Below are 17,745 nucleotides of genomic sequence, written 5' to 3'. Positions count from 1 at the left end.
AAAAGGTGCCATAATGGCACCTTTTTCCGTTCTAATGACTCGCAATCACTAAGCTTTAAACGCCTTAAATGCGTTGATTAAGCCATTTGTCGAGCTGTCATGTGAATCCACATTATTGTCATCAGCAAGTTCAGGAAGAATTTGGTTAGCAAGTTGCTTACCCAGTTCCACGCCCCACTGATCAAAACTAAAGATGTTCCAAATGACACCTTGTGTGAAGATTTTGTGCTCATACATCGCGATTAGGTTACCTAATGTGCGAGGTGTGATTTGCTTCACTAAGATTGAATTCGTTGGGCGGTTACCTTCAAACACTTTAAATGGAACTAAGTTTTTCACTTCTTCCGCTGTTTTGCCTGCCGCGCTGAACTCTGCTTCTACTGTTTCTTTAGACTTACCAAACGCCAACGCTTCCGTCTGAGCGAAGAAGTTAGACATTAGTTTCTGGTGATGATCGCTCACTTGGTTATGAGAAATCGCTGGTGCTATGAAGTCACAAGGAATCAGCTTAGTACCTTGGTGAATTAGCTGATAGAACGCGTGCTGGCCATTAGTGCCCGGCTCACCCCAGATGATAGGACCCGTTTGATAATCCACAGCCTCACCGTTACGGTCAGTAAACTTACCATTTGATTCCATGTTGCCTTGCTGGAAGTAAGCAGCAAAACGGTGCATGTATTGATCGTACGGAAGGATCGCTTCAGATTCAGCACCATGGAAGTTGTTGTACCAAATACCGATCAGAGCAAGCACGACTGGAATGTTATTTTCTAGCTCAGTGTTAGCAAAATGATTATCCATTTCATGAGCACCGGCAAGAAGCTCAACAAAGTTGTCATAACCAACCGCTAGGATGATAGAAAGACCGATTGCCGACCATAGTGAATAGCGACCGCCTACCCAATCCCAGAACTCAAACATGTTGTCGGTATCGATACCAAATTCTGATACTGATTTTTCGTTAGTAGAAAGGGCTGCGAAATGCTTTGCTACGTGCGCTTCATCTGAAGCGGCTGCCAAGAACCAATCACGGGCAGAATGTGCATTCGTCATGGTCTCTTGAGTAGTAAATGTTTTAGACGCTACCAAGAAAAGCGTGGTTTCAGGATTCACTTTCTTCAAGGTTTCAGCAATGTGCGTGCCATCAACGTTAGAAACGAAGTGCATGTTTAAGTGATTAGTGTAAGGGGACAGCGCTTCTGTCACCATGTACGGACCTAAATCTGAACCACCAATACCAATATTCACCACGTCTGTGATCGCTTTGCCGGTATAGCCTTTCCAGTCACCTGAAATAATACGCTCAGAGAAGCTTTTCATTTTTTCTAATACAGCATTCACTGCAGGCATGACGTCTTCGCCATTCACCATAATTGGTGAGTTGCTACGGTTACGTAGCGCGATATGAAGTACAGAACGCTCTTCCGTCTGGTTGATAGCCTCACCAGAGAACATCGCACTGATTGCCGCTTTTAGCTCGGTGTCGTTCGCTAGAGCAAACAGGTGCTTCATGGTCTCTTCGTTGATAAGGTTCTTAGAGTAATCAACAAGAATGTCTGAGCCAAAATTTGTAGAGAGTTTATTGAAGCGTTCTGCATCTTGAGCAAATAACGCTGCCATATCCATATCTTGCGCAGATTCAAAGTGTGCTGTCAGTGCTTTCCAAGCGTCAGTTTGCGTTGGATTAATGTTTTTCAACATGGTCTCTATCCCAATTTTTTGTCGGTTTTTGTTCCCTATCCCCCCAAGGAAAAGGAACCCCCGGTTAGCGAAAATAAAACGTATAAATCTAATATAGCTAGGTAGCGCATACATCACGCTACTCACAGCAAAATTTCTCTGCCATTTACAAATCGATGGCTTAAATTTAGTAATAAACTTTCAGGTCGTATTATGAACCAGAGCGTCAGCACGCTCCTTGAGTTAAGTCACGTAACGGTTCACAATATAAGCAATACATTTTATGCACTCGACCTATCAATCCTCAATAATACACAGGACAGTCTATGTGGCAACAGCAGAGCCTACTTATCCGAGCAAAACCTCGAGGCTTCCACCTCATTACTGATGAAATTAAACAACAGCTACCCCAACTTCAAGGCTACTCTGTAGGTTTACTACATCTATTCATCCAGCATACCTCGGCAAGTTTAAGCTTAAATGAAAATGCCGACCCCACCGTAAGAAAAGACATGGAACGCCACTTCAATCGCTATGTGCCAGAAGACGCCCCTTACTACGAGCACACTTATGAAGGGAGTGATGATATGCCTGCGCATATAAAAAGTGCACTGCTTGGAGCCAGTATTTCGCTCCCTATCAGTCAGGGTTATTTAGCTCTAGGAACATGGCAGGGTATTTACCTGGGGGAGCATAGGAATCATGGTGGTGAACGACGTATTATTGCCACGTTACAAGGGCAAACGTACTTAGAATGATATGTCTACAACTGGGGAGGATATGAGTGACCGATAAGGCTATAATACCCAAAAAATGATGCTCCCTCACCTAGAGTTGGTGAGGGACGTCGATTAAAGGTGTGATTTATCGGAACGGTAACTCATCTCAACGCGAGACGTTAGCTTGGTCACCAATTCATACGCTATTGTGCCAATATGCTCCGCTACCTCCTCGGATGGTAATGCGTCACCCCATAATGTCGCTTCATCACCAACGCGATCCGACGCTTCTGGCCCCAGGTCTACCGTCAACATATCCATAGAGACACGCCCTGCAATTGGCACCTTACGGCCATTCACTAACACAGGGGTACCATTTGGCGCCATACGAGGATAACCATCGCCGTAACCAATGGCGATCACCCCGACTTTGGTGTCTCGTTCGCTAGTCCAGTTTGCACCATAACCTACGCTCTCGCCTTGCTTCACTTCACGCACCGCAATAAGGTGGGACTTTAACGTCATGACAGGCTTAAAACCCATATCTTCAGCGGTTCTCTCACCGAATGGTGAGACACCATACATAATGATGCCAGGCCTAACCCAATCAAGCTGACTTGTTGGCCACGCCAGTAATCCCGCCGAAGCAGCCAAGGAACGCTCACCATTACACCCTTCGGTCAAAGACAAGAAAGTATTGATTTGATCCGTGGTCACCGTTTTATCCAGCTCATCGGCGCACCCAAAGTGGCTCATATAACGAAGTGGCTTGGCTACATTACCGCAAGCGTGCAGGCGCTCAACAAATTCCGGGTACTGCTCTTCACGCACCCCAAGTCGGTGCATACCACTATCGACTTTCAGCCACACCATCACGGGGGTTTCCAATTCTGCTTGTTCAAGCGCTTCCAATTGCTCAATACAATGCACAACCGTTTGGATATTATTGGTTACTAGAACTGGTAAGTCGCTCGGCGAGTAAAAACCCTCTAGTAATAAGATAGGTTTAACCACGCCGCTGGCACGTAATTGCAGTGCCTCTTCAATACGTGCAACCCCAAAAGCATCGGCGCCTTTGGCATGCTTAGCAATATGCTTCAAACCATGCCCGTAGCCATTGGCCTTAACCACGGCCATTACTTTACTGTTAGGAGCTTGCTGTTTAATGCAATTCAGATTGTGTGCGAGTGCAGATAAATCAATATGCGCAGTCGCGGCTTTCATATAACTCATCGTTCAACCCTACTCTTCATCAAACGCAGGGCCTGCGTAGTTATCAAACCGAGAATACTGCCCTTGGAACGTGAGTCGAATGGAGCCGATAGGACCATTACGCTGCTTACCCAAGATGATTTCGGCAATACCTTTCAGCGCACTATCAGGGTGATACACTTCATCTCGATAGATAAACATGATCAAGTCCGCATCTTGCTCTATCGAGCCTGACTCACGCAAATCCGAGTTTACAGGACGTTTGTCCGCACGCTGCTCCAAGGAACGGTTCAACTGAGAAAGCGCAACAACAGGAACATTAAGCTCTTTGGCTAACGCCTTAAGGGAGCGAGAAATTTCGGCAATTTCGAGTGTACGGTTATCTGAAAGCGAAGGAACACGCATCAATTGCAGGTAATCGATCATGATAAGACTTAACCCACCGTTTTCGCGCGCAATACGCCTCGCTCGCGATCGTACTTCGGTTGGTGTCAAACCTGAGCTGTCATCAATAAACATGTTTTTCTTTTCCATGAGCATACCCATGGAAGTAGAGATTTTTGCCCAATCTTCATCGTCTAGCTGACCGGTACGGATTTTGGTTTGGTCAACACGAGACAATGACGCAAGCATACGCATCATAATTTGTTCTGCTGGCATCTCTAGAGAGAAGATAAGCACAGGCTTTTCTTGAGACATCGCCGCATTTTCGCATAAGTTCATCGCAAAGGTTGTTTTACCCATCGATGGACGCGCGGCAACGATAATGAGATCCGAACCCTGTAGGCCAGCCGTTTTCTTATTAAGATCGTCATAACCGGTATTCACACCGGTTACACCATCTTGCGGTGTTTTGTACAGTATTTCGATACGTTCTAGTGTTTTTTCGAGAATGTTGTCGACGTTTTGCGGGCCTTCATTCTCGTTGGTGCGATCTTCTGCGATCGCAAAGACTTTGCTCTCAGCAAGATCGAGTAGATCTTCAGAACTGCGCCCTTGTGGATCATAACCTGCATCCGCAATCTCATTTGCCACACCAATCAAATTACGTACCAAAGCACGCTCTGCGACAATATCGGCATAGGCATTGATATTTGCCGCACTCGGTGTGTTTTTAGCCAAATCGGCTAAATAAGCAAAACCACCCACGTCTTCAAGTTGTTCACGCAGCTCTAAAAATTCAGACAGCGTAATTAAATCTAGGGGCTGGCTTTCTTCTAAAAGCGTTCGGATACCGTCAAAAATCAGCCGATGAGGGCGGCTATAGAAATCCTTGCTCACCACGCGCTCAGCGACAGTGTCCCAGCGTTCATTATCTAGTAACAAACCACCAAGCACTGACTGCTCTGCTTCCAATGAATGAGGGGGGAGCTTGATTGCTTCCACCTGAGCATCTTTACCATTCTGATTTCGGATATCCGCCATGACTTTACTCAATAACACACTAAGACCCTTCATTATACGCGAAATGAAAGATGGCTAAAGCAAAGAAAGTGCTATGAACAGAGAGATTCGTCAATCAACAATTGACCTGTCGTTGACGATGACCGAATATACGACAATTATAATCCTAGCCCTTTTCATCATCGTGAGGTTTCAGTGTCAAAGAATTTGCTATTTAGCTTGGTCTTACTTGCATCGCCAGTAGCCTTTGCTGAAGAATTTATGCCATCAAGCGATAGCGAAGACACACCACCTTCACCATTAAAGTCCGAAGTAGAGTTTGGCTTTCAAGCGCATACGGGCAATACCGACTCACGCTCTTTGAATGCTCGAGTCGCGGCAGAATATACAGAAGGTCGTCACCGTACCAGTGGTGAGTGGAAATACTACCAACTGTATAAAGACGATGTGGAAGACAAAAATCAGCAAAACTACATGCTGCAATCGGATTATAAGTTAAGCCAACGAACCTATTTATACGGAAACTATAACGGCTTCACGTCTCTATATAGCTCTTATTATGAAGACCACACGGTATCTGGCGGTCTGGGTTATCAGATCACGAATACAGAAACCCTACTATTAGAGACGGAAATCGGTCCGGGTTTTCGTTACCAAGAACCTAATATTGACGAGATTGGCGATAAAGACATTGTCTTCCCAAACGTGGTGCGCGAAGCGATCATTCGAGGTAACGTTAATGTTCTCTGGAAGCCGCTAACTAACCTAACAATAGGCAGTAAGCTCACTGTGATTGCGGGTAAAAGTAATACCCGTTTTGATACTGAATTAAACGTCACCAACGATATCACTGAAACCATTGCGCTCAAGGTTGCGTATAGCAGTAAATATCATGACCAAGTACCAGGCGACCTAAGCAAAAGAGATTCTATCTTTACCGTAAACCTACTCTTTAATTTTTAGTGTCGTCTCGGCTTTTGGTATTACCTAACTTTTAGTCGTCGCTTAATTTCTAACTCCAACCTTTCTAACTGTCTTCATTTATTTCAGACATAAAAAAACACCAGCCGAGGCTGGTGTTTTTATCGGTGTCTTAACTGAGATTACTCAGCAGCAACAACTTGTAGTGTTACTGTAGCGAAAACTTCTGAGTGAAGTTGAACGCTAATTTCGAATTCACCAGTGTTACGTAGAGCGCCTTCAGGAAGACGAACTTCGCTTTTAGCCACTTCAACGCCAGCTGCAGTAATTGCATCAGCGATGTCACGAGTACCGATAGAACCGAATAGTTTGCCTTCGTCACCAGCTTTAGAAGCGATAACAACTGCTTCAAGAGCGTTAACTTTTTCAGCGCGAGCTTCAGCAGCAGTTAGTTGCTCAGCAACTTTAGCTTCTAGTTCAGCACGACGAGCTTCAAACATCTCAACGTTGTTCTTAGTTGCCATTACAGCCTTACCTTGTGGGATAAGGAAGTTACGAGCGTAACCAGATTTAACGTTAACTGTATCGCCAAGACCACCTAGGTTACCGATTTTATCAAGTAGAATAACTTGCATTGTTTAATCCTCTATCTAAATAAACGGTGCCGATTACTGATGCTTATCAGTGTACGGCAGTAGAGCTAGGTAGCGTGAACGCTTGATAGCGCGAGCTAGTTGACGCTGATATTTAGCACTTGTACCAGTGATACGGCTAGGTACGATTTTACCAGCTTCAGTGATGTAGTTTTTAAGAGTTGCTACGTCTTTGTAGTCAATCTCTTGTACGCCTTCTGCAGTGAAACGGCAGAATTTACGACGACGGAAGAAACGAGCCATGGGCTATCTCCTGATCTTAAATTAAGTCTGTTGTCGGTAAGCTACATAACAGTCCAACTTTTCAGATGGTGATAAGAACGTATTCTTATCCTTGCTATGTCACTACCTTGTACCAAATGTTGAGTGTTCTTGATGACCTATCTAAACCTTAAAGGCAGAGACAATGGTCAAGCAAAGAATTACTCAGCAGCTGCTTCTGGCTTAGCTTCGCTGCGCTCTTCACGACGAGGAGCACGCTCTGCACGTTCTTCTTTCTGCTTAAGCATGATAGAAGGCTCAGTGATAGCCGCTTTAGTACGCATAACCATGTTACGTAGAACTGCATCGTTGAAACGGAAAGCAGTTTCTAGTTCATCAATAGTTTCTTGAGGTGCTTCAACGTTCATAAGAACGTAATGCGCCTTGTGAAGCTTGTTGATTGGGTAAGCCAGTTGACGACGACCCCAGTCTTCTAGACGGTGTACAGTACCGCCAGCTTCAGTGATAGAACCAGTGTAACGCTCGATCATGCCAGCAACTTGCTCGCTTTGATCAGGGTGCACCATGAATACGATTTCGTAATGACGCATAGGTTGCTCCTTACGGATTATTAGCTTCCACGAGTGGCTCGGTCGTCCAGAGGAAGCAAGGAACGAATAAATAAGACCGAGAATTAAGGACCGCGAATGTTATAGAAAGAACGGAAAATAAGCAAGTAATTTCGATGCTTAACAACAAAGGTTCCTAGGGTCCAGAAGCTAGAACCTAAAAATCCTTTTTATTCATCAGCATAGATTTTGACCGTCAACTCACCTTTAGTATCAATGGATGCTCGATACATTCCAGAACTATTCATCGCAAAATGAATATCGCCCTGTGCATCCATCGCAATTAAGCCCCCCTCTCCGCCCATCGTCTTGAGTTCGCCTTGAATGATCACTTCACAGGCAGTATGGACATCTTCGTTTAAATAGCGCATACGCGCTGCGACATCACCGGCTACCGTCTTACGAATAAAGTATTCGCCCATTCCCGTCGTCGATACTGCTACGTTATTGTTTTCAGCAAAAGTACCCGCGCCAATAATCGCGGTATCCCCGACACGGCCATATTTCTTATTCGTGACCCCACCAGTACTGGTCGCCGCAGCAAGGTTGCCATGGCTATCAAGCGCCACCGCCCCTACTGTGCCGTATTTTTTGTCATCTGGATACTTCGACTCAGACAGCGCAAACAAACCTTTTTCTTTCATGGAAAGCAATTGTTCATAGCGACGCTCAGTAAAGAAATAATCTTGCTCGGTATAGGGATGCTGATGCTCAAACGCAAACTTTTCAGCGCCTTCACCGATAAGTAAAACATGGTCACTATCGCGCATGACATCGCGAGCTAGCTCAATAGGGTTTCGAATATGACGCACACCTGCGACGGCGCCCGCATCCATTTCCGCACCATGCATGACAGAAGCGTCCATCTCCACCATTTCATTGTGAGTCAGTACCGAGCCTTTCCCTGCATTAAAATGAGGTGAGTCCTCCATCACTTTTACCGCTTCCACCACGGCATCAAGCGCATCCCCACCAGAGGATAGAACTCGTTCCCCCGCTTTAACGGATGCTGACAATACTTCAATAATTTCTCGTTTAAGTTTCGCAGACATCTGTTCTTTAAGAATCGTGCCCGCACCACCATGAATCGCAATAGAAAAAGGCTTTGTCATTCTCTCGTCCCTTGTCTGCTCTCTGCTAAATAAAGCGATAAAAACACAAAGACCTCCCGTGAAGGAGGCCTTTAAAATCATATTTTTAATAACAGCTCTTGCTATTAGTGAGAACCGCAGCCACCGCCACCGCAGCAGCCATCTTTCTTCTCAGCTTTCTCACCGTGCTCGTCACCACCACAGCAACCGCCTTCATGATCGTGGTCATGATCGTGTCCACAACCACCTTCTTGGTGAATGTGACCGTGCGCCGCTTCTTCTTCTGTCGCTTCACGTAACGCAACCACTTCCACATCAAAAGTTAGCGTTTGACCAGCTAACATATGGTTGCCATCAACAACAACTTCGTCGCCGTCAACTTCCGTAATTTCTACAGGGATAGGACCTTGATCTGTATCCGCTAGGAAGCGCATGCCTACTTCAATTACGTCAACGCCTTGGAATACGTCTGCAGGAACGCGTTGTACTAGCGCGTCATTGTACTCGCCGTATGCTTCTTCAGCCGCTACGACAGAAGTAAATTTGCTACCGACTTCCTTGCCTTCTAGCTCTTTTTCCAAACCCACGATAAGGTTGTTGTGACCGTGAAGGTAATCAAGAGGCGCTTCAACTGTTGATTGATCAACAACAACACCGTCTTCAGTTTTTACTTGGTACGCGACGCTAACGACTACGTTCTTAGCAATTTTCATGTGAACTCCAAAGGATTGGCACTTGAGGCTATGCCTCACAAAATAATCACCGTTTATACGGCTTATGTGCACATTATGGGGATGAAATTGAGAAACTCAATCACTCAGGCTTAAAAATGCCAATTAAGGCTTCTTCGCCGCGCTCACTTTTTTCGACCGATTGTGGTGTACGCTGCTCTAGAAATTCGCACTCAACACACTCTACCCACTCTACATTATTTTCAATCCACCAACGTAAGCTGTCTTGAGTGCTGCACTTGGGGCAACTTGCGCCCGCGATGAATCTTTTTTTAATACGCGTCATTTTGCTTCCTAACTGTAGCGCTAATACCAAAACTCTGGGGCTAATCCCAAAAATTTCTAGATTGGCGATCATTTTCCATTTCTCTACCAAAAATCTCTTCTAACTCTTTACGAGCTTCTTTAGAGCGCTGAGCCAGCTGAGTATCTTCACTGTGCAACGGCAACAGTTCTTTAAGCATCGCATTGTCCAACTTTCTAAAGTGTGCTTCTGCGCGCTTAGCCTCATATGGATGAAACCCTAACTCAATGAGTGTTTGTCGACCTAAATCGAGTGCCCCTAAAAACGTTTCTCTTGAATAGCTAGTGACACCATGATTCATAAGTTGATATGCCTCGACACGACTGCGCGCCCGAGCCAACACTTTAAGTTTTGGGAAATGAGCATGACAAAGATCGACCACCTCCATAATCTCCTCCGGAGAGTCAGTACAGATGATAATCGCCTCGGCACTATTCGCGCCTGCCGCTCTCAACAAATCAAGCTGTGTCGCATCACCATAAAACACTTTATAGCCAAACTTACGTAACAGGTGGATCTGGCTAGCGTCGCTTTCCAAAACCGTAATTTTGATTTTGTTGGCGTACATCAATCGGCCAATAATCTGCCCAAAACGCCCAAAGCCGGCAATGATGACGCGAGGCTGTCTATCATGGACATCACTTTCAATCGAAGCTTCTTCGGTATTATTTAACGATTTCTCAAACCACTTTTTCTGAGCCATCAATAGCAGCGGAGTCGTCACCATAGATAAACTTACCACGACTAAAAGAAACGCAGACTCTTCTCTCGACAATAGACCTTGAGCACTTGCCGCGGTAAAGATAACAAAAGCAAACTCCCCGCCTTGGCTCAAAATCGCCGCCATCTTACTGCGCGCTTTAGGGCGAGTGCCAAACAAACGCGCTAAGACATACAGCAGCAAGCCTTTAATCACCACCAGCGCAGTCACTGCTAACAAGACCTTAAACGGCTCTAAAACCAACAGTCCAAGGTTAACCGCCATCCCCACGGCAATGAAGAACAAACCTAGTAACAAACCTTTAAATGGCTCAATAGCAATTTCTAACTCATGGCGATATTCGCTTTCTGCCAATAAAACGCCGGCTAAAAACGTACCCAACGCCATCGACAACCCCAGCTTTTGCATGAATACGGCAATGCCAACAACCAGTAGTAACGCCGCCACCGTAAACAGCTCTCGTACACCACTCATCACGACATAGCGGAATAAAGGGCGAATTAAAAAGTGTCCAGCCACCAGCAAGCCAATCACACCAGCAAACATCCAAGCAATGTCCGCCCAGTTGCCCGACGTGTTGCCCGCTAACAAGGGTAATAACGCCAGCATCGGAATCACCGCGATATCTTGAAATAGCAGCACCGCAAAACCAGATTGCCCGGTTTCGCCACCCGCTAGCCCTTGCTCTTCAATCACCTTGAGAGCAATCGCCGTCGATGACAGCGCTAATCCCATACCAATCACGAGACTGGTTTGCCAGCTCAGTCCAAACAGTGAAGCAATACCGGATAGCACCAAGGTCGTCAGCAGCACTTGCGCCCCACCTAAACCCAATATAGGCACTCGCATTTGCCAGAGTTTTTTGGGGTTTAGCTCCAAACCAATCAGAAACAGCAGCAGGACCACGCCAAATTCAGCAAAGTGCAATATCTCACTGACATCACTAATAAGACCAAGCCCCCATGGGCCAATGGCCACCCCAGCTAACAGATAGCCTAGAACCGATCCTAAACCAAACCGCTGGGCAATGGGTACCGCCACCACCGCAGCCGATAAAAAGATGACACTGTTTTGCAAGAGATCACTAGTCGCTGCCATCTTTATGCTCCGGTAATAAATAATTAGGAAGAATGTGCGCATTTCCCAAGGGATTCATCAACCATTGCCGATACTGATCGGCATGCTGATAACGCTCTATATCATCGACACGCCGTGACCAATACAGCACCAAAGGCTCTACCCAATGCATTTTGCAAAGCGCTGCAGATAATTCAAAAGGTTGCAAAATTTGTTCAAGAGGATACTTATTATAGCCCGTTTGACTGAATGCCTCTTCCTTGCCTCCAGCTGTGATCACACTACGCCAATACTTACCTTCTAGCGCACACTCATCGCCAAACGCAAAGCCTTTGCCCAAGACGCGATCTATCCACTCTTTGAGTAATGAAGGGCATGAATACATATAGAGAGGGTGCTGGAAAACAATCACATCATGCTCAAGCAACAATTGGTGCTCGACATTTACATCAATAAAAAAATCAGGATAAAGCGCATAGAGATCGCGCAGCGTCACATGATCAAGGGAGCGAATTTTGTTAAGCATGACTTGATTGGCAATCGAATTTTGCGGCTCTGGATGGGCATAAATAACCAGAACTTTCGGAGAGGGAACTGAGCTTGTTTGTAAAGACGTCATTCCGTGAAATCGTTCCTTGTACTACCTAGCAGTAAGATATTTGTTATAAGTTTGATCCATCATAACGCAAAACGGATAATGATCGACATTTATCCACTTTGCCCCTAGTATTCCAAAGTTCAAACTCACCGTTAGTTATAGCCTTATGATCACCTTTTCCGACATTCAATTGCTTCGAGGTGGAAAGCCTCTCCTCGACCAAGCCTCTGCCACCATTCACCCAGGAGACAAAGTGGGTCTCGTTGGGAAAAATGGTTGTGGCAAATCTACACTGTTTGCATTACTAAAAGATGAACTTTCTATTGATGCTGGCACGTTTCATCAGCCTTCCCATTGGGAACTGGCTTGGGTTGCACAAGAAACACCAGCCCTAGACCGTAGCGCAATTGAATATGTGATTGATGGTGATAGAGAGTTCCGTGGGCTAGAACAAGCTCTGCTAAAAGCCGAGCAAGCCGACAACGGTAACCTTGTCGCTGAATTACACGGAAAAATTGAAGTCATTGGTGGTTACAGCATTCGTGCCCGAGCGGCAGAGTTGCTGGACGGCTTAGGCTTTACTCAAGAGCAAATGAGCTGGAATCTGACGCAGTTTTCCGGTGGTTGGCGCATGCGTCTTAACCTAGCACAAGCACTACTATGCCGCTCAGACCTATTGCTACTTGATGAGCCCACCAACCACTTGGATCTCGATGCCGTCATGTGGCTAGAGCGCTGGCTGCAAAACTATCCGGGCACCTTGATCCTGATCTCGCACGATCGCGACTTTCTTGATCCGATCGTCAGCCGAATTATTCATGTCGAAAATCAAGCACTGAATGAATACACCGGCAACTACTCTTCGTTTGAAGAGCAACGTGCGCAAAAGCTCATCTTGCAACAAGCGATGTTTGAAAAGCAGAAAAAGCAGATGTCGCACATGCAAAGCTACATCGATCGCTTCCGCTACAAAGCCTCTAAAGCTCGTCAGGCGCAAAGCCGCATTAAAGCGCTTGAGCGAATGGAAAAAGTCCTACCCGCTCAGCTGGATAACCCATTTAGCTTTGAGTTTAGAGAGCCAGCCGCACTACCGAATCCTATTATGATGATGGACGACGTCTCTGCAGGCTATGACAATAACCTAATTTTGGAAAAGATTAGACTTAATTTAGTACCGGGTAGCCGTATTGGTTTGCTTGGTCGCAATGGTGCTGGTAAGTCCACACTTATCAAGCTGCTATCTGGAGAGCTCGCCGCGAAAGGCGGTGATTTTACTTACTCTCAAGGTGTAAAAATTGGCTACTTCGCCCAACACCAGCTTGAAACGCTTCATCCAGAAGAAACCCCATTGCAGCATATGATGCAAATTGCTCCCAACCAAACCGAGCAACAGCTTCGCGACTATCTAGGCAGCTTTGGCTTCCAAGGTGAAAAAGCGCTCGATAAAGTGGCGCCGTTCTCTGGCGGAGAAAAAGCTCGCTTAGTGTTAGCCTTAGTTGTCTGGCAAAAACCGAATTTATTGCTGCTTGATGAACCGACTAACCACCTAGATTTAGACATGCGTCAAGCCTTGACGTTTGCACTGCAAACCTTTGAAGGGGCCATGGTTATTGTCAGTCACGATCGCTATTTATTGCGTGCGACCACCGATGATCTTTATTTAGTCCATGATCGCCAAGTCGCACCATTTAATGGCGACTTAACGGACTACTATAAATGGCTAACCGAGCAACAAAAGCTTGAGCGCAAAGAAACCCAAGACAACGAGCCAAACAAAACCTCCGTACACAGTGCAGCATCAAAAAAAGAGCAAAAACGCAAAGAGGCCGAGTTTCGTAAACAAACCGCGCCGGTTCGTAAACAGCTTGAAAAGCTTGAAAAGAAAATGGACCAACTGAGCGCGCTGCTAAGTGAGGCGGAAACGCAATTATCCGAATCATCACTGTATGATGCCGAAAACAAAGCTAAACTAACTAAAGTACTCGCACAACAATCAACAAGTAAATCCGAACTTGAAGATGTTGAAATGGAGTGGATGGGGCTTCAAGAAGAACTAGAAGCAATGGAACAGGAGTTCTGTGGATAATGGATAAAGCACACCTCGAACATCTATCTCTCGAACACTTATGGCAGTTTAGTCTGCAATACTATGGTGTGAGGGAGATAAAAGAGGCGTGTCTGACTATCCAAAATCACTACCATGGCAACGTGAACCTGCTGTTGATGCTCAAATGGCTTGATGAACAACAGCGCCACTTTGCTGCCGAAGATTGGCATCTCATTCAAAGCTGTTTGGGTCGCACTGAACAGCTTCTTCATCATTTTCGTCGCTTGCGTCGACAACTTAAAAATAATGTTAGTGACAATCTCTATCGCGAAGCACTCGCCTTTGAACTGAGTGTAGAGAAACAGCAACAATCTGACCTTGTCGATTGTATCAACTCACTCACCCTCACCACCAATCAACACCAACCCTTGGTCAGTAAATATTGCCAGCAGCTCGGTGCTGAACATCTAAGCCCGATATTTGTGACGCCATGCTCGGTATACTTTCCTAGCAAATGACGTTTCCGACCCTACAAGCCTTGTTAGCCAGTAGACGGCTTGCCCAATAAACTTATCCAACTAAATAAACTTCTTCACTAAATAAACTTGCTACCAAATAAACAGCACACATGATGCCGTCAGCATGGCCATACTCGAGTTAAAACGCTTCCACGCGATTGGTGTCGACAACCAACGACGAATCACAGTGCCAAATCCAATCCACACCGATGACGTCTGAAGTTGAATCAATAAAAAAATCACTGAAATAGCCAGCAATGAAAACCAATAGTGTTCACCCGCTAACGAGAATGAGCTCACCGCTGTGACCGACATTAACCACGCTTTGGGGTTTAAATACTGAAACAGCACGGCTTCAAGGCATGTCATCGGTTTCGCTTGATCATCTTGACCCGTTTTATTGATCCCCGCGGATAAAATCCGCCACGCCAAATACAACAAATAACCACTCCCTAACCACTTCAATAACGTTTGGACCACAGGATAGTTCGTGAATACCACCCCTAACCCCGCGCCATTGAGCAATATCAAGCTAATGAGTCCTAGGCCAATCCCCAAGCAGTGCGGCAGGGTTTTTACATAACCAAAATTCGCTCCAGAAGCGGTCAACATCACGTTGTTTGGCCCCGGAGTTCCTGTCATGACTGCTGCAAATAAAGCAACAGAGACAATAAATGACCACTCCATCACACTCTCCTTAATCCAAAATTAAATTGTACCGACACAATCTTACAAATAAGTGTTGATAAAATGTAAAATAGCCGACAAAATAACCATAACAATGGATTAAACTCGACGCAAAAGGTTTATTGTCACCATGACAATCGAAAATATTACCGTATTCAAACAAGATCCCGTGCCGATCTATAAACAGATCGCCGATCAAATCAGTGAAAAGATTGAAAGTGGCAGCCTAGAAAGCAATAAAAAGCTCCCTACCCATCGTTGGTTAGCCGATAAACTATCGGTTACAGTAGGTACCATCACTCGAGCCTATGCTGAAGTCGAGCGCCGAGGTTTAGTCGAAGCACGGGTCGGGGCGGGTACCTATGTCACGGATAACAACAAACCAACTTGGTTGTTTGAAGAGATCGCCGACGACGCGAGCGAATGTAACTTTAGTTACAATATTCCCCCACGCCTCGATCGCAGTGATATGTTGAAACAGGCCATGCAGCGTATTAGTCAATCCCCCCAACACCTGAATCAACTCATGCTCTATCAACCACCAGCAGGATTTGATAGCCACCGCGCTATCGTAAGCCAATGGCTAAACGACAAAGGCGTCCACTTAGATGTCAATACGCTACTGTTTAGCTCCGGAGCCCAACATGCCATCCAAATGGTGTTAGACACCTTTACACGCCCCGGCGATACCGTGTTGGTCGAACAATACACCTATCCTGGAGTGATCAGTCTCGCTCGGCAGAATCAGCTCACACTCAAGGGCGTGGAGATGGATGATGAGGGAATCACTCCCGAGTCATTAGAAGTATGCTGCAACCGCTACTCGCCGCGTTTTCTCTATCTAACACCGACATTACAAAATCCGACGACTGCCATTATGTCACCGCAGAGACGACAAGCTATCGTCACCATTTGCCAAGCGTATAACGTTTATATTATTGAAGATGACATCAATGGATTATTGCTAGATTCTGCGCCAGAACCTCTGGTGAACTTGGCACCCGACCATGTCATTTATATTGGTGCGTTCTCAAAATACTTGGCACCAGGTCTTCGCGTTGGTTACCTTTGCGCCCCAGAAAAGCTGTACCCACCACTGGTTATGACATTGCAAAACCACAGTTGGATGATCAGTCCTTTGCTGATTGCTTTGACATGCGAAATGTTGATATCCGGGGACGCAGAGCGCAACATTGCCATGATTCGCAACGAAATGCGCCAACGAATGGCCGCGGCAACGCAAGTACTTGGTGCCTTTAACATGCGCTATGAACAAGGTGGTTTTCACGTTTGGCTGACTCTGCCTGAACAGTGGCGACTGAGTGAGTTTGTACAAAAAGCGGCGGAATCTGGCGTGATTGTTAAATCAGGGGAATTATTCGCACCACCCGGTGGCACAGTCGCACCAGCAATACGCCTTTCGTTAAGCTCCCCACAAACGATCGAACAACTCAAAGTCGGCGTAGAAAAACTTAACACGCTATTATTATCCAATCCAATCAATGAATTTACGCTATGAACACACCAAGACTGCTGCCGTTTATCGCTGCCAAGGGACTTGGCAACGCACATATTCAGACCTTAATTCCGCGCTTTATTCGTCGAGGTACACTATTCACTCCAACTTGGGAAACACTCGATACGCCAGATGGTGACTTTGTCGAGTTAGCTTGGAGTGAAGACCCACACCACGAAAGCGCCAAAAACAAACCTATTTTCATCCTGTTTCATGGCTTAGAAGGCAGCTTTGATAGCCCTTACGCGAATGGCTTAATGCACGCATTTGCCAATCAAGGCTGGTTAGCGGTCATGATGCACTTTCGCGGCTGTGGTCCAACACCAAACCGACTGGCTCGTGCATATCACTCGGGAGAAATTGGCGATGCTCGACACTTCATTGAGCTTTTGGATCATCGTTACCCAAATGCCAATAAGGTTGCCGTAGGCATTTCACTCGGCGGCAATATGCTCAGCAATTACCTTGCCTATTATAAGCATGACACCAAACTGACCAGTGCAACTATCGTTTCTGCTCCCCTTGACCTTGCGGCCTGCTCTAAACGTATTGAGCAAGGATTTTCAAAGGTTTACCGTAAGTATCTCGTGTCCTCATTAAAAAGGAACGCATTAAAGAAAATACACCTTTTGAGCGAGGCTCTTGATCTCACCGCTGAGCATGTCCAGGGTATGACGAAGCTTTATGAGTTCGATAATTTAATCACCGCCCCACTACATGGGTTTAAAAACGCCGACGATTACTACCAGCAATGCTCAGCATTACCACGGCTAAATGATATCGTGATTCCGACTCAATTCATCCACGCGAAAGACGACCCTTTCATGAACGATGACGTCATTCCTAGCTATGAACTACCAACACACCTCAGCTATCACTTACTCGAACGAGGCGGTCATGTTGGCTTTTTGTCTGGCAGTTGGTTAAAGCCTACTTTTTGGCTTGAAGACGTGCTGCCTAAGTACTATCAACACCTGCGAGTCGCGCCGACATCTTGATTTAACTTAAGAACTCACGAACTCTGATATACTCACGC

General features: G+C 45.9%; 18 protein-coding genes. 6 read left to right on the top strand and 12 right to left on the bottom strand.

The window, feature by feature from the left end; genetic code table 11:
• Positions 1 to 48 precede the first annotated feature (48 nt).
• The gene (gene pgi, locus L4D74_RS19175) at positions 49 to 1,701 is read right to left on the bottom strand and encodes a glucose-6-phosphate isomerase (RefSeq protein ID WP_428754051.1); all 1,653 of its coding nucleotides are present in this window, start codon (positions 1,699 to 1,701) and stop codon (positions 49 to 51) included.
• Positions 1,702 to 2,006: 305 nt separating this feature from the next.
• Between pgi and L4D74_RS19170 the strand changes: the two genes are divergently transcribed.
• Positions 2,007 to 2,438: a secondary thiamine-phosphate synthase enzyme YjbQ gene (locus L4D74_RS19170; protein ID WP_428754050.1), complete on the top strand. Its 432-nt coding sequence runs from the start codon at positions 2,007 to 2,009 to the stop codon at positions 2,436 to 2,438.
• A 93-nt stretch (positions 2,439 to 2,531) separates the two neighbouring features.
• Here the strand turns inward: L4D74_RS19170 and alr are convergent, their stop codons facing one another.
• Together alr and L4D74_RS19160 are read right to left on the bottom strand one after the other, a co-directional pair.
• Positions 2,532 to 3,623, bottom strand: a complete 1,092-nt coding sequence (gene alr / locus L4D74_RS19165) for an alanine racemase (RefSeq protein ID WP_428754069.1) — start codon at positions 3,621 to 3,623, stop codon at positions 2,532 to 2,534.
• An 18-nt stretch (positions 3,624 to 3,641) separates the two neighbouring features.
• Positions 3,642 to 5,036: a replicative DNA helicase gene (locus L4D74_RS19160; protein WP_250617938.1), complete on the bottom strand. Its 1,395-nt coding sequence runs from the start codon at positions 5,034 to 5,036 to the stop codon at positions 3,642 to 3,644.
• 174 nt (positions 5,037 to 5,210) lie between these two features.
• Here L4D74_RS19160 and L4D74_RS19155 point away from each other — a divergent pair, with 174 nt between their 5' ends.
• Entirely contained in the window at positions 5,211 to 5,978 is a 768-nt protein-coding gene (locus L4D74_RS19155) for a DUF481 domain-containing protein (RefSeq protein WP_428754047.1), read from the top strand.
• Between the two features lie 140 nt (positions 5,979 to 6,118).
• On the opposite strand, the gene rplI is transcribed toward L4D74_RS19155, so the two are convergent.
• From rplI to kefG, 8 genes are all read right to left on the bottom strand, one after another.
• Positions 6,119 to 6,571, bottom strand: coding sequence for a 50S ribosomal protein L9 (gene rplI / locus L4D74_RS19150; protein ID WP_265676863.1), 453 nt, complete (start codon positions 6,569 to 6,571; stop codon positions 6,119 to 6,121).
• A gap of 33 nt (positions 6,572 to 6,604) precedes the next feature.
• Positions 6,605 to 6,832 (bottom strand): 30S ribosomal protein S18, encoded by a 228-nt coding sequence (gene rpsR / locus L4D74_RS19145; RefSeq protein WP_000090472.1) that lies wholly within the window; start codon positions 6,830 to 6,832, stop codon positions 6,605 to 6,607.
• Between the two features lie 179 nt (positions 6,833 to 7,011).
• Positions 7,012 to 7,401: a 30S ribosomal protein S6 gene (gene rpsF / locus L4D74_RS19140; protein WP_250617921.1), complete on the bottom strand. Its 390-nt coding sequence runs from the start codon at positions 7,399 to 7,401 to the stop codon at positions 7,012 to 7,014.
• A gap of 188 nt (positions 7,402 to 7,589) precedes the next feature.
• Positions 7,590 to 8,531 (bottom strand): isoaspartyl peptidase/L-asparaginase family protein, encoded by a 942-nt coding sequence (locus tag L4D74_RS19135; RefSeq protein WP_428754044.1) that lies wholly within the window; start codon positions 8,529 to 8,531, stop codon positions 7,590 to 7,592.
• Between the two features lie 104 nt (positions 8,532 to 8,635).
• Positions 8,636 to 9,223 carry a peptidylprolyl isomerase gene (slyD, locus tag L4D74_RS19130; RefSeq protein ID WP_428754042.1) on the bottom strand — a complete coding sequence of 196 codons (588 nt, stop codon included), beginning with the start codon at positions 9,221 to 9,223 and terminating at the stop codon, positions 8,636 to 8,638.
• A 100-nt stretch (positions 9,224 to 9,323) separates the two neighbouring features.
• Positions 9,324 to 9,527, bottom strand: a complete 204-nt coding sequence (locus L4D74_RS19125; RefSeq protein WP_102469739.1) for a YheV family putative zinc ribbon protein — start codon at positions 9,525 to 9,527, stop codon at positions 9,324 to 9,326.
• Between the two features lie 40 nt (positions 9,528 to 9,567).
• A complete protein-coding gene (gene kefB / locus L4D74_RS19120) occupies positions 9,568 to 11,364 on the bottom strand; it encodes a glutathione-regulated potassium-efflux system protein KefB (RefSeq protein WP_428754040.1) in 1,797 nt (598 codons plus the stop codon).
• Complete coding sequence (kefG, locus tag L4D74_RS19115) at positions 11,351 to 11,962, bottom strand: glutathione-regulated potassium-efflux system ancillary protein KefG (RefSeq protein ID WP_428754038.1); 612 nt, start codon at positions 11,960 to 11,962, stop codon at positions 11,351 to 11,353. The genes kefB and kefG overlap by 14 nt, the downstream gene beginning before the upstream one ends.
• 145 nt (positions 11,963 to 12,107) lie before the next feature.
• On the opposite strand from kefG, the gene L4D74_RS19110 reads away from it, so the two are divergent.
• A complete protein-coding gene (locus L4D74_RS19110; protein WP_428754037.1) occupies positions 12,108 to 14,027 on the top strand; it encodes an ABC transporter ATP-binding protein in 1,920 nt (639 codons plus the stop codon).
• Positions 14,027 to 14,506 (top strand): TIGR02444 family protein, encoded by a 480-nt coding sequence (locus L4D74_RS19105; protein ID WP_428754035.1) that lies wholly within the window; start codon positions 14,027 to 14,029, stop codon positions 14,504 to 14,506. The genes L4D74_RS19110 and L4D74_RS19105 overlap by 1 nt, the downstream gene beginning before the upstream one ends.
• Before the next feature lie 90 nt (positions 14,507 to 14,596).
• Here the strand turns inward: L4D74_RS19105 and L4D74_RS19100 are convergent, their stop codons facing one another.
• Positions 14,597 to 15,193 (bottom strand): LysE family translocator, encoded by a 597-nt coding sequence (locus tag L4D74_RS19100; protein ID WP_428754033.1) that lies wholly within the window; start codon positions 15,191 to 15,193, stop codon positions 14,597 to 14,599.
• Positions 15,194 to 15,323: 130 nt separating this feature from the next.
• Between L4D74_RS19100 and L4D74_RS19095 the strand changes: the two genes are divergently transcribed.
• Entirely contained in the window at positions 15,324 to 16,712 is a 1,389-nt protein-coding gene (locus L4D74_RS19095) for an aminotransferase-like domain-containing protein (protein WP_428754031.1), read from the top strand.
• Positions 16,709 to 17,707 (top strand): hydrolase, encoded by a 999-nt coding sequence (locus L4D74_RS19090; RefSeq protein ID WP_428754030.1) that lies wholly within the window; start codon positions 16,709 to 16,711, stop codon positions 17,705 to 17,707. Before L4D74_RS19095 ends, L4D74_RS19090 begins: the two co-directional genes overlap by 4 nt.
• Positions 17,708 to 17,745: the final 38 nt, after the last annotated feature.

Source organism: Vibrio cionasavignyae (genome assembly GCF_050337155.1).
In the GTDB taxonomy this organism is placed as follows: domain Bacteria; phylum Pseudomonadota; class Gammaproteobacteria; order Enterobacterales; family Vibrionaceae; genus Vibrio; species Vibrio nomapromontoriensis.
Note: the sequence above shows the minus strand (reverse complement) of the source record. Positions and strands in the feature narration are given on the sequence as shown.